The sequence below is a fragment of the Altibacter lentus genome, assembly GCF_000746845.1.
GTDB lineage: Bacteria > Bacteroidota > Bacteroidia > Flavobacteriales > Flavobacteriaceae > Altibacter > Altibacter lentus.
The window spans coordinates 1,712,336-1,725,509 of the sequence record NZ_KN050846.1; the positions used below are offsets into that span (position 1 = coordinate 1,712,336).

Annotated in this window: 13 protein-coding genes; 11 read left to right on the forward strand and 2 right to left on the reverse strand. The window is 42.3% G+C overall.

Going from position 1 to position 13,174, the window contains the following annotated elements:
* The first annotated feature begins 39 nt into the window (after window positions 1–39).
* The 11 genes from rplM to JS40_RS07985 all read left to right on the forward strand — a co-directional run bounded on the left by rplM (window position 40) and on the right by JS40_RS07985 (window position 11,908).
* Window positions 40–495 (forward strand): 50S ribosomal protein L13, encoded by a 456-nt coding sequence (gene rplM / locus JS40_RS07935; RefSeq protein WP_034262258.1) that lies wholly within the window; start codon window positions 40–42, stop codon window positions 493–495.
* A complete protein-coding gene (rpsI, locus tag JS40_RS07940; protein WP_034259682.1) occupies window positions 495–881 on the forward strand; it encodes a 30S ribosomal protein S9 in 387 nt (128 codons plus the stop codon). The genes rplM and rpsI overlap by 1 nt, the downstream gene beginning before the upstream one ends.
* A 255-nt stretch (window positions 882–1,136) precedes the next feature.
* Window positions 1,137–1,919, forward strand: coding sequence for a 30S ribosomal protein S2 (rpsB, locus tag JS40_RS07945; RefSeq protein WP_034259685.1), 783 nt, complete (start codon window positions 1,137–1,139; stop codon window positions 1,917–1,919).
* 100 nt (window positions 1,920–2,019) lie between these two features.
* The gene (gene tsf / locus JS40_RS07950; protein ID WP_034259688.1) at window positions 2,020–2,985 is read left to right on the forward strand and encodes a translation elongation factor Ts; all 966 of its coding nucleotides are present in this window, start codon (window positions 2,020–2,022) and stop codon (window positions 2,983–2,985) included.
* A gap of 111 nt (window positions 2,986–3,096) precedes the next feature.
* A complete protein-coding gene (gene pyrH / locus JS40_RS07955; RefSeq protein WP_034259690.1) occupies window positions 3,097–3,804 on the forward strand; it encodes a UMP kinase in 708 nt (235 codons plus the stop codon).
* A gap of 65 nt (window positions 3,805–3,869) precedes the next feature.
* Entirely contained in the window at window positions 3,870–4,424 is a 555-nt protein-coding gene (gene frr, locus JS40_RS07960) for a ribosome recycling factor (RefSeq protein WP_034259694.1), read from the forward strand.
* Between the two features lie 88 nt (window positions 4,425–4,512).
* Window positions 4,513–5,778 (forward strand): DUF5686 family protein, encoded by a 1,266-nt coding sequence (locus tag JS40_RS07965; RefSeq protein ID WP_034259696.1) that lies wholly within the window; start codon window positions 4,513–4,515, stop codon window positions 5,776–5,778.
* A 70-nt stretch (window positions 5,779–5,848) separates the two neighbouring features.
* Window positions 5,849–8,254 (forward strand): efflux RND transporter permease subunit, encoded by a 2,406-nt coding sequence (locus JS40_RS07970; protein ID WP_034259697.1) that lies wholly within the window; start codon window positions 5,849–5,851, stop codon window positions 8,252–8,254.
* A 51-nt stretch (window positions 8,255–8,305) separates the two neighbouring features.
* A complete protein-coding gene (asnS, locus tag JS40_RS07975; protein ID WP_034262260.1) occupies window positions 8,306–9,748 on the forward strand; it encodes an asparagine--tRNA ligase in 1,443 nt (480 codons plus the stop codon).
* 88 nt (window positions 9,749–9,836) lie between these two features.
* Window positions 9,837–11,303, forward strand: a complete 1,467-nt coding sequence (rpoN, locus tag JS40_RS07980) for an RNA polymerase factor sigma-54 (protein WP_034259699.1) — start codon at window positions 9,837–9,839, stop codon at window positions 11,301–11,303.
* Window positions 11,303–11,908 (forward strand): hypothetical protein, encoded by a 606-nt coding sequence (locus JS40_RS07985; RefSeq protein WP_034259701.1) that lies wholly within the window; start codon window positions 11,303–11,305, stop codon window positions 11,906–11,908. Before rpoN ends, JS40_RS07985 begins: the two co-directional genes overlap by 1 nt.
* Here the strand turns inward: JS40_RS07985 and JS40_RS07990 are convergent.
* On the reverse strand, window positions 11,903–12,604 hold the full coding sequence (locus JS40_RS07990) for a porin family protein (RefSeq protein WP_034259703.1): 702 nt from the start codon (window positions 12,602–12,604) through the stop codon (window positions 11,903–11,905). The two genes, JS40_RS07985 and JS40_RS07990, sit on opposite strands and share 6 nt — an antisense overlap.
* Before the next feature lie 90 nt (window positions 12,605–12,694).
* Window positions 12,695–13,168, reverse strand: a complete 474-nt coding sequence (locus JS40_RS07995) for an ExbD/TolR family protein (protein ID WP_034259706.1) — start codon at window positions 13,166–13,168, stop codon at window positions 12,695–12,697.
* Window positions 13,169–13,174: the final 6 nt, after the last annotated feature.

Consider the following 13,174-nt stretch of genomic DNA (forward strand, 5'->3'; position numbering starts at 1 on the left):
ACTGCCTGTAGGTGAAGACAGGTGGTAAAATTAATAAAAGTGGATACACTAAGTTATAAAACAATATCAGCAAACAAAGCGACTGTGACCAAAGAATGGTTACACGTAGATGCTGAAGGGCAAACCCTTGGACGTCTTGCCAGTGAAGTTGCAAAATTACTTCGCGGAAAGCACAAGCCAAACTTTACCCCTCACGTTGATTGCGGTGACAATGTAATTATTACAAACGCCGAAAAGATCAACCTTACAGGAAACAAATGGGCCGACAAGACGTACATTCGTCATACCGGCTATCCGGGCGGACAACGTAGTTTGACTGCCACTGAAATGAGAAGCAAAAATCCGGAACGTGTTGTAGAAAAAGCGATCAAAGGAATGCTGCCAAAAAATAAATTAGGCGCTGAGCTTTTCAGAAATTTAAAAGTATATGCCGGTGCATCACACGATCAAGAGGCACAAAAACCAAAAACCATTAACCTTAACGATATCAAGTAATGGAAGTTATTCACAAAATAGGTAGAAGAAAAACCGCTGTAGCTCGTGTATACCTTCAAGAAGGAAAGGGAAACATTACTGTGAACAAACGCGAACTGGAGAACTACTTTCCAACCGCTACTTTACAATATAAAGTAAAACAACCGTTAGCACTTACCGAAAATGACAAGACCTTTGACATTACCGTAAATGTATTTGGCGGTGGCATCACAGGACAGGCAGAAGCGATTCGTTTGGCGATCTCTCGCGCTATGTGCGAGTTGAACGATGAGAACAGAGGAATCCTAAAGCCGGAAGGACTATTGACCAGAGATCCTAGAATGGTGGAGCGTAAGAAATTCGGACAGAAGAAAGCGCGTAAGAAATTCCAGTTCTCTAAACGTTAATCCTCTGATGAGCTCAGGATTCAAGAAACTTGAATTCTTTTTAAGAAGTATCTTCCGAACTTGATTCGGAAACAAAGTTCATACATTTAATTATCAATAAGCTGTTAGCTACATCTTCTCGCCTTGCTAAGCATGTCGGGAAGATGTAGCGATTAGTTTAGTATCTAAATCAAGCCAACGTTTTCTGAAGAAATATCTTAAGAAAACACCGGAAGGTTGACCATCTAAACACGCAGAACGTAAACTAAAACAAAAATGGCAAAAAAAGTAGAAGTAAAAGACCTGCTCGACGCAGGCGTACATTTTGGTCACTTGACCAGAAAATGGAACCCGAACATGGCCCCATATATCTATATGGAGCGTAATGGGATCCACATCCTAAATCTTTACAAAACAGCTGCAAAACTGGAAGAGGCAAATGAAGCACTTTCAAAGATCGCAGCCAGCGGACGAAAGATCCTTTTCGTTGCTACCAAAAAACAAGCAAAGGACATTGTAGCCGAAAAAGCAGGAAATGCCAACATGCCGTACATCACCGAAAGATGGCCCGGCGGGATGTTGACCAACTTCGTGACCATCCGTAAGGCGGTCAAGAAAATGGCGTCTATTGACCGTATGAAACAAGACGGAACTTTCAACACTCTATCTAAGAAAGAGCGTTTGCAAGTAGATCGTCTTCGTGCAAAACTGGAGAAGAACCTTGGTTCTATTAGCGATATGAGCCGTCTTCCCGGGGCATTGTTCATTGTGGACACTACCCGTGAGCATATTGCGGTGAAGGAAGCTCAAAAACTGAACATTCCTATTTTCGCTATGGTGGATACCAACAGCGATCCCCGTGAGATCGATTACGTGATCCCATCAAACGACGATGCTTCAAAATCTATCGAAAAGATCATGGCTTCTGTTTCTGAAGCGATCATAGAAGGTTTGGCAGAACGCAAAGGTGGAAAAGATGAGGATGCACCGGCTGAAGCAAAAGCTCCTAAGGCTAAAAAAGCAAAAGCAGCTGTAGCAGCTTCCAAAGAAGAAGAATAAAGAATACCCTAATAAACATATAAAAGTCGTTTGGTTCTTTTTCTTCTGAAAATAAATTAAACGACTTTTTTACTAATACATAACTTAAACATTTAATACGATGGCAAACATAACAGCCGCAGAAGTAAATAAATTAAGACAAGCAACCGGAGCCGGAATGATGGACTGTAAAAAGGCATTGGTCGAGGCAGAAGGTGATTTCGATAAAGCGATCGCGATCCTTAGAAAAAAAGGGCAAAAGATCGCAGAAAAAAGAGCAGATCGTGATTCCAGCGAAGGTGCTGTGATCGCGAAAGTGAACGATGACAACACCAAAGGAGTGATCGTCTCTCTAAACTGCGAAACAGATTTCGTAGCTAAGAACGACTCTTTTGTTGAAATGGCGCACAAAATGGCCGATATCGCCTTAAATACTTCTTCTAAAGAAGAGTTCTTAAAGGCAAAATTCGACAACATTACCGTAGAAGAAAAATTGATCGAGCAAACCGGGGTGATCGGAGAAAAGATCGAGATCGGCGGTTTTGAGATCTTGGAGGCTCCTTTCGTAGGAGGTTACATCCACGGTAACAAGATCGGTGCATTAACCGGTTTGTCTAAAAATGTGGATAATGCCGAAGAACTGGCAAAAGACGTTTCTATGCAAGTTGCTTCTATGGGAGCGACTACCTTGTCTTATAAAGATTTCTCGCCGGAATTTGTGGCTTCTGAAACCGAAGCACGTATAGCAGCGATTGAAAAAGAGAATATTGAATTGGGCCGTTTGGGGAAAACATTGAAGAATGTGCCTCAGTTCATTTCAAGATCACAATTAACAGATGAGGTATTGGCAAAAGCTGAAGCAGACGCAAAAGCCGAACTGAAGGCCGAAGGAAAACCGGAACAGATCTGGGATCGTATCCTGCCCGGAAAGATCGAGCGTTTTATTTCAGACAATACTACCTTGGATCATGAGAAAGCGTTACTGGACCAGAATTTTATCAAAGACGATAAAAAGAGCGTTGCCGAATATGTAAAAACATACGGCGATGTAGAAGTGGTTGGTTTCAAACGTGTTTCTTTGATGTAGTACACCTACACACAATAATAAAAAACGCCTTCAAAATTATTTGAAGGCGTTTTTTATTTTAAACACTGTATCCAACATTTTTCTTTATTTTTGCCCCTGTAAACTCACACTATGCAATACAAAAGGATACTTTTGAAACTTTCCGGCGAAGCCTTGATGGGCGAGCGTCAGTACGGAATTGACCCCCAGCGTCTTAAAGAATATGCCGAAGAGATTCAGCAGCTTATTGACCGGGGCGTGGAAGTAGCCATAGTGATAGGAGGTGGAAATATCTTTAGAGGTGTGGCGGGAGCCAGCCGCGGGATGGATCGGGTTCAGGCAGACCACATGGGGATGCTGGCCACGGTGATCAACGGCCTGGCGCTTCAGAGTGCCCTAGAGGACGAAGGAATACCCACCCGCTTGCAAACAGCGATCAAGATCAACGAAGTAGCAGAACCGTTCATCCGAAGAAAAGCCATTCGGCATTTGGAAAAAGGCCGGGTAGTGATCTTTGGAGGAGGTACCGGAAACCCGTACTTTACTACAGATTCTGCAGCAGTATTACGCGCCATTGAGATAAGTGCCGATGTGATCCTGAAAGGAACGCGCGTGGACGGTATCTATTCGAGCGACCCGGAAAAGGACACCACTGCTACAAAATTCGATTTTATTACCTTTGAAGATGTGCTTAAAAAAGGACTCAAGGTCATGGATACCACAGCCTTTACATTAAGCCAAGAAAACGAATTGCCAATTATTGTTTTCGACATGAATACAAAAGGAAACTTATTGAAAGTGGTTTCCGGAGAGAAAATAGGAACCAAAGTGAATTTATAATAACAGCTGCCACTACTGCGTTTCAAATAGCGCAATTTTTGAAAACTGATTATAGAAAAGTAACCATGGAAGAAGAAATCAATTTTATTATCGACAGTACCCGTGAAGCAATGGGGAAAGCGATCACTCATTTAGAAAAAAAATTAGTTAATATACGTGCCGGAAAAGCAAGTCCGTCTATGGTGGGAAGTGTTATGGTCGATTACTACGGTAGTCCTACGCCCCTCAACCAAGTAGCCAATGTAAATACTCCGGACGGAATGACGATCACCATCCAGCCCTGGGAAAAAAATCTTATCCCGGAGATAGAGAAAGGGATCCATCATGCTAATTTAGGCTTCAATCCTATGAACAATGGCGAGAGCGTGATCATTAATGTACCCCCACTTACCGAAGAACGCCGACGTGACCTTGCAAAACAAGCAAAAGCCGAAGCAGAAGAAGCTAAGATCGGTGTGCGAAACGATCGTAAGAACGCAAATAATGAAATTAAAGATTTAGATATTTCGGAGGATCTTAAAAAGAACCTTGAGATCGATATTCAGCAAATGACAGATACACATATCACTAAGATTGAAGAGATATTGGCGCGAAAGGAGAAAGAGATCATGACGGTCTAGACTTCGTTTTTATACGTTAAACAAAACACAATGTAGCGGCGATTTGCCGCTATATTTTTTACTTTTAACCCCCAATAATCCGTTCGCTATGCGCCATGTTTACCTTATCCTTTTATGTTTACTGGGATATTCCTTGTATGCGCAAGAACCGGCCATAAAGACCGAACAGGACACCACCGCAACACGAAATGAAAAAAAACAAAATCCCTTTAATACGGGCTTCTATCCGTTGGGATTCTTCGATTTTGACCTGCGCTATTTAATAAAATACAACAATTACGAAGGAATCCGCTTGGGTGTAGGCGGTGTAACCAACGACCGTTTATCTGAACATTTCAAGATTGGCGGATATGTCGCCCGCGGTTTTAAGGATCAAGATATTAAATTTGGTATTGGAGGAAGTATTCGCCTCAACGACCCGCACAATACATGGCTCAACGTATACTATAACGATGATATCAATGAGATAGGAAGTTTCAGTTATTTGACCGATGCCCGTGTTTATTCGGTATTTGAACCACGCTTGGTGAATGTAACCCAATTTTATAAGCACCGTACCTGGCAAACAAATGTTCAACACGAGTTCACTCCTAAAATCCTTTCCGAAGTACGCCTTTCCCGCAGCAGGATCGACCAAATTGAGAATTATCAATTTGTAACAGACGAGCAAACCTATGGCAATTATGAGTTAGCAGAGGTAACTGCTGCCATACGTATCTCGCCAAAACAAAACTTCTTTACTACTAAGGACGGCCGCATTGAGTATTTTGACGGATTTCCAAAAATTAGTGCTCAGATAACACAAGGTGTGAAAGGGATCGCCAAGAGCGATTTCAATTATACCAAACTGGGTCTAAAACTAGATTACTACATAAAGCGCACCGACCTCTCCTCTACCAACATCCTGCTGGAGGGTTCGTATGCCACGGGGGATATCCCGCTAACACACCTGTTCCATGCGTATCCTAACAGTCCCACCAAAGATGAGATCTTGCAACGATTCTCGGTGGCGGGACGCCGCAGTTTCGAGACCATGTATTTTGGAGAGTTCTTTTCAGACAAGCTGGCCACGCTCCAGATAAAACACAGTTTACGACGTTTCAATTTCGGGTCTCGCTTTCAACCGGAACTGGTATTTATTACCCGGCATGCGTTGGGAACCCTAGAAAAACCCGAGGAGCATCTGGGTATTACATTCAACACCCTGGACGAGGTCTATTCCGAATCGGGTTTTGAGCTCAACAAACTCCTCTTTGGTTTCGGTCTTAGTTTCGCCTATCGCTACGGTTTCTACCATTTGCCAAAATTTGAAGATAACATCTCCTTTAAGTTCACTTTTTATCTCAAATTGTAAAAAACGCCGCTAAAAAGAATTTTATCCTTCTGGGGAATTCATACCTTTGCACAGCCCAAAACGGCATCTATTGGACAAACTTTTCAGCATCGGTTTTTGGAGTACGGTTGCGCGATTTATTCTTCGGAATAGAACTCTGTTGCTTATTGCGATCGCACTTATCACCGTATTCTTCGCTTTGCAGTGGAAACACATGCGCTTTACCTACACCGAAGCGAATTTGCTTCCGGATGACCATGAGATCAATGTCGAATACAATAAATTTCTTTCTGAATTTGGAGAAGAAGGCAACCTTATTGTTCTCGGAATTAAGGATTCGGCCATTTTTACACCTAAAGTCTTCAATGCCTGGGCACAGTTATCTAATGACCTTCGCACTTCTGAAGCAGTAGAACTAACCCTCGCCTTAGGCGACCTTCAGAAACTGGAAAAAAGAACGGACAGTGCAGGTTTTCAGCTTGTTCCTTTTATACAAGACACCGTTTTCACAACCGAAACGCTTGCCAAATATAAGAATGAACTGTTCCACAAACTCCCTTTCTACAACGGTCTGGTCTACAGCCCCGGCAAAGAATCGGTAAGAACAGCCGTCTATTTAAAAAAGGATATTGTCAATACGCCCCAACGAAAGGATTTTATTGTTGACGTACTTATTCCAAGAATAGAACAGTTTGAGCTGGAAACCGAGATCGAAGTACATACCTCGGGGATGCCATATATTCGTACGCTCAACTCACAAAACATCATCGACGAGATCGGTATGTTTATTGGCGCCGCATTGTTGGTTACGTCTCTTATCTTTTTCTTTTTTTTCAGATCTGTACGTGCGACACTCATCTCCATGGCCACGGTGATCATTGGTGTGATGTGGGCCTTTGGAACATTGGGACTGTTACATTACGAAATCACGGTATTGACCGCCCTCATTCCGCCGTTGATCATTGTTATTGGAATTCCCAACTGTATCTTTTTGATCAATAAGTACCAGCAGGAGATCAAACAGCACGGGAACCAGGCAAAATCATTGCAACGGGTGATCGCCAAGGTAGGGAATGCAACATTGATGACCAATGTGACGACCGCTTCGGGTTTTGCTACGTTCATCCTTACAAATAGTCAGTTATTAAAAGAATTTGGGATCGTCGCGTCCATCAATATTATTGCCATTTTTCTGCTAAGCTTGTTCATTATACCCATCGTATACAGCTATATGGCCATTCCGAAGTACAAACACCTAAAGCATTTGAACAAGGAATGGATAAGCAAGTTCGTAAACTGGATGGAACGCATGGTAAAGAACCATCGTATCGCCATTTACATTTCGGCGGTATGTCTTCTTTGTTTGAGTATTGTAGGGATGTACAACATCAAGATCTCGGGAAGTATCATTGAGGATATGCCTAAAAAAGCAGATTTTTTCAAAGACATTCAGTTCTTTGAAAGTGAGTATGAAGGGATCATGCCTCTCGAGATCCTCATTGATACGAAACGTCAAAAAGGCGTCATGAAACTTGCCACATTAAAACGCATGGACGAGCTTCAAGAATACCTTCAAGAGATCCCGGAACTGGCAAAGCCTCTCTCGATTGTCGAACTTGTAAAGTACTCGAAGCAGGCGTATTATAATAACAACCCGGAATATTACCAACTACCCAACAGCCAGGAGCGCACCTTTTTACTTTCGTATGCAAAGGGAAGTGCAGATCGCACCAATCTCTTGTCAAGTTACGTTGATTCCACCGGGCAATATGCCCGTATCACTACCTTTATGAAGGATACCAAAACCGAGCGTTTTGAAAGGATAGAAGAAGACCTCAGGTCCAAGATCGATAAGATCTTTCCTCCGGATCGATATGATGTGTCCGTAACGGGGAAAGCGCTGGTATTTCAAAAAGGAACCAAATATTTAGTCAATAATCTTATCATTTCGCTGTCGCTGGCCATCTTTCTCATTGCATTGTTCATGGCATGGATGTTCAGAAGCTTACGAATGATCTTGGTTTCTCTTATCCCCAACCTCCTCCCTTTAATAATAACCGCAGGTCTTATGGGTTTTATTGGAGTCCCAATAAAACCTTCTACCATTCTTGTCTTTAGTATCGCTTTTGGTATCTCGGTAGATGATACTATTCACTTTCTGGCCAAATATCGCCAAGAGCTTATTGCAAACAATTGGCGCATTAAGAAGTCGGTGTACGCAGCTTTAAAGGAAACAGGTGTGAGTATGTTCTATACGTCCATAGTATTGTTCTTCGGGTTTTCGGTATTTACCATTTCAAGCTTTGGAGGCACTGTGGCGTTAGGGGCCTTGGTATCTGCCACGTTATTGTTTGCCATGCTGGCCAACTTATTACTACTCCCGTCACTGCTTTTGTCTTTAGAGAAGAGCATTGCCAACAAAGAAACCCTTAGACAACCCGCATTGAAGATCATTCCCGATTCTGAAGAAGAGGACGAAGATGAGGCTATGCTTTAGTTGCTCCTTTTGTAGCTAAGAAGTATCTTTATGCCCTTAAAATTTTTGAACATGCAGCATACAGAAATAATCAAGGTTTTACGCACCGAGCCCTCGTTACACGAAATTATGGTGCGCGGCTGGGTACGAAGTTTCAGAAGCAATCGATTTATTGCATTAAACGATGGTTCCACCATCCATAATTTACAATGTGTGGTCGATTTTGAAAGTTTCGAAGAATCCCTTCTGAAAAAGATCACTGTGGGTGCTGCTATCGAGGTTATTGGACATCTGGTAGAGAGTCAAGGCCAAGGACAGGCTGTTGAGATACAAGTTGCAAAGATCAAGGTTCTTGGGGAAGCCGACCCGGAAGAAGTAAAGCGCACAATACTTTCACCGAAACGTCACAGCATGGAATTCCTAAGGGAGCAGGCACATCTTCGCGTACGTACCAATACATTTGGTGCCGTAATGCGTTTACGGTCGAAACTGGCTTTTGCCATTCATGAATACTTTCAGAAAAACGGGTTTTATTACATGCACGCTCCCATCATCACCGGTAGCGATGCAGAAGGAGCGGGAGAGATGTTCCGTGTGAGTGCTCTCGATCCTAAGAATCCTCCACTCGATGAACAAGGTAATATCGATTACAAGCAAGACTTTTTTGAAAAGGAAACCAATCTTACCGTAAGCGGGCAGTTGGAAGCCGAAACCTTTGCTATGGGGCTTGGAAAAGTATATACTTTCGGACCTACGTTTCGGGCAGAAAATTCAAATACCTCACGCCATTTGGCTGAATTCTGGATGATCGAACCTGAAGTAGCTTTTTGCGATCTGGACGGCAATATGGACCTTGCTGAGGATTTTATAAAATATGTAATTCAATTTGCGCTGGACAACTGTCAGGACGATCTGGAGTTCCTGGAGAACCGTCTTCTGGACGAAGAGAAGAACAAGCCGCAGACTGAGCGAAGTGAAATGTCCCTTAGGGAGAAGCTTCGGTTTGTCCTCGAGAATAATTTCAAGCGTGTAAGCTATACCGAAGCCATTGAAATATTGAAACGCTCCAAACCCAATCAGAAAAAGAAATTCAAATATCTCATTGAAGAATGGGGTGCCGATCTGCAAAGTGAACACGAGCGTTATTTGGTGGAGAAGCACTTTAAATGTCCCGTTATCCTTTTCGATTATCCGGCAAATATCAAATCGTTCTATATGCGATTGAACGATGACGGAAAAACGGTTCGGGCGATGGATGTTCTCTTTCCGGGAATTGGAGAGATCGTAGGTGGTTCACAAAGAGAAGAACGCTATGATGTCTTGAAGCAAAAAATGGAAGTTATGGGTATTCCTCAAGACGAATTATACTGGTACCTGGACCTGCGCAAGTTTGGAACTGCCGTACACAGCGGATTTGGCCTTGGATTTGAACGACTGGTACAGTTTGTAACCGGGATGGGCAATATTCGGGATGTGATCCCATACCCACGAACACCCGGCAATGCCGAATTTTAGTTATAAATCACAAGCTTTTATTAAAACCAGCAACTTGTATTCTTTAGTGGCTGGTTTTTTTTAACTTTATATGTCACTATAAACAATCATGCTAAAGCAACAGCTAAACTTTAAATTATCGCAAAAGCTTTCTCCGCAACAAATCCAGTTGATGAAGCTCATCCAATTGCCCACTCAGGCTTTTGAGCAACGTATCGCACAGGAAATGGAGGAAAATCCTGCCTTAGAAGGAGGAAAGGATGATGAAGACACGTTTGATGATGATTTAAACAATCAAGATTCGTATGAAGAGGACTACGATGACGGGTCTGAAGTGATCGAGACCGATATCAACGTGGACGATTACCTTAGTGACGACGAGACCCCCAGTTATAAATTGGCGGCCAATAATTACAGTGCAGACGATGACGACAAGCAGACCCCCTATGCCTCCGGGACATCCTTTACACAACATCTCATGCAGCAGCTAAACACCTATCGGCTGGATGAAGAAGAAGAGGAGATCGCCCTTTTTTTAGTAGGAAGTGTAGACGAAAGCGGTTACATTCGAAGGGATCTGGAGGATATTGTAGATGATCTTGCTTTTACTCAAAATGTATATACTTCTGAAGAAAAAATTGAAAAGGTTTTACAGATCGTTCAAGATCTGGATCCTGCAGGGGTGGGGGCTCGCAGTCTTCAGGAATGTTTGCTCATTCAACTGAAGCGAAAAGAGCAGTCGCCACCGGTTGCCTTAGCGATGCAATTAATAGACGAAAGCTTCGACCATTTTTCAAAAAAGCATTACAAGAAATTACTTCAGAAATACGATATAACAGAGGATCAGTTACGAGATGCGATCCAAGAGATCGAGGGGTTGAACCCAAAACCGGGAGGAACCTATTCGGGCAATAATAGAATTGTAGAACACGTGGTACCTGATTTTGCCATTAAGATCGTAGATGGAGAATTGGACCTCACTTTAAACGGTCGAAATGCTCCCGAACTACATGTATCACGGGAATATACCAATATGCTGAAAGGATATAAGGCCGCCAAGGAAAAATCGAAATCGCAGAAGGACGCCGTTATGTTCATTAAGCAGAAATTGGATGCGGCAAAATGGTTTATCGATGCTATTAAACAACGTCAACAAACCCTGTATGTTACCATGAATTCTATCATGCATCATCAAGAGGAGTATTTTTTAACCGGCGATGAGCGAAAACTGAAGCCGATGATCTTAAAGGACATAGCCGATAAGATAGGCATGGATGTTTCTACAGTATCCAGAGTTGCCAACAGTAAATATGTGGACACCCCTTACGGAACCAAGTTGATCAAGGAATTTTTCAGTGAGTCGATGAAGAACGACCAAGGAGAAGATGTTTCAACCCGCGAGATCAAAAAGATTCTAGAGATCACTATTTCCGAAGAAAACAAACGAAAGCCCCTTACAGACGATAAGCTGGCAAAGATCCTAAAAGATAAAGGATATCCCATAGCACGACGTACGGTCGCCAAATATAGAGAGCAACTTGACCTGCCGGTGGCTCGGCTTAGAAAAGAGATCTAATGGACTATTTCTTGCGCTTTGCAGCCTATTTAATGCACCCGCTTCTCATGCCCCTCTTTGGAACACTGCTCTATTTTGGCATTACTCCTAGATATGTAGAACCGGAGCTCATACAGGCAAAGGTGGCTGCTGTTGCGATCATCACCCTATTTATACCTCTTATTACCTTTTTTTTACTGAAGAATATAGGTGTGGTAGCATCCATACACCTATTGGAGGTAAGAGAACGTAAGGTCCCTTTGATGATCCAAAGTGTATTGCTTTTACTCATTATCAAGATGGTCTTTGATCCTTATGACAGTCCGGAAATGTATTACTTTTTCATTGGGATCCTTTTTTCGGCCATAACGGCTCTTTTTCTGGTCTTCTTTAAATTTAAACTGAGCTTGCATCAGATGGGTATCGCAGGTCTTACGATGTTCCTTATCGCATTGAGTATACATTTTAAAGTGAATATGCTTTTGTGGATAGGGTTTTTCTTTTTCAGTAATGGATGGGTCGCTTCTTCACGACTGCATACTGAATCGCACACCTACCCCGAATTAATTGTAGGTTTCTTCGTGGGATTGATCCCACAGCTCATTTTAGTTTCTTTCTGGTTATAGGATGTAGAACATCAGTCCTATTTTAATAGTGCTAAAGTCGAAAGGTTCCCCATCGGTAGTGACAGCGTCCTTAAAAAATGGAGCCAGGTTGTAATACCCGTAGAAGTTAAAGGTATTATAGCCAAAGCTTAGCGTAGCTCCCAGACGTATTCGTTGAAATTGTGGAATATCGGTCTGGATAACCTCATTGCCGGGCTGCTTGAAGGTGGAACGATACCAGTAAGTATAGCCCACCCGGAATCCGGCGTGGATCCTCCAAAATTTATAGATTTCGGGTGTGGAAGTACGCCATCTAAACTCGACAGGAACTTCAACGGTAGCCAGACTAAGTCTGTTCGTATCGAAATCGATATCATCATTAAGCACGGTGAATAAGGTCTCTTCAGATTCCAATTCACCTATAAAAAGTGTCTGTCCAAAACGATCGAATGCCAGTCCTGCTCCCACGGCCACAGCAACGTTCCTTCTTTTATTAACAGGCATATCTCTAAAATACCCGAAATGTAATCCCCCGGACAATCCTCTTATTGAAACATCGTCCGGCACTGCGCTTAAAAAATTGTAAGTGATCCCAAGATAGAATTGATCTTCCCTATACAAAGAGTCTACCTTTTTAACTAATGTGTCTTGTGCTATACCCTTCGACAGTGCTAAAAGAGTAAGAAGGAGTGCGTAATATAGTTGACTGCGAGACATAGGTTAAAGATAATTGTATTTGCCAATATCCAAAATAAAAAAACACCTTGAATATATCAAGGTGTTCAAATATTAGTGATGCAATGTTACTTAGTTCTCGGTTTCGTTGCCCGGCGTTGTAATGTAGATAATTTTCAACATATTCAACTCTCTAAGCTCTTGTTTAATATCGGAAACTAATCCGGTATTGGTATCTTCATCCACCTTTAGAGCCACCATCACTTTATCCTGAAGTTCAGGTCGCAGTTTAGCACGTAGTTCGGTTAAGGCGAATTTAATATTGCCAACATCGGTATATTTATCCCCAATCTGGATCTTACCTTCAGTTCCATATTTATCTTGGTACCGTTGACTGGGTTTCCCTGCATAAATATAAATAGAACGGTCTTTTTTCAGTTTTTCAACCTGATCTGCCTTAGGCAAGGTATTTTGAACCAATAAATTATTGTCCCGCAGAACGGTTACCACCATAAAGAAGAACAACAACATAAATACAATATCCGGTAAGGACGCTGTATTAACTGCCGGTACTTCGCTACTTTTTTTCTTTGTGAATTTTGACATGTTCTT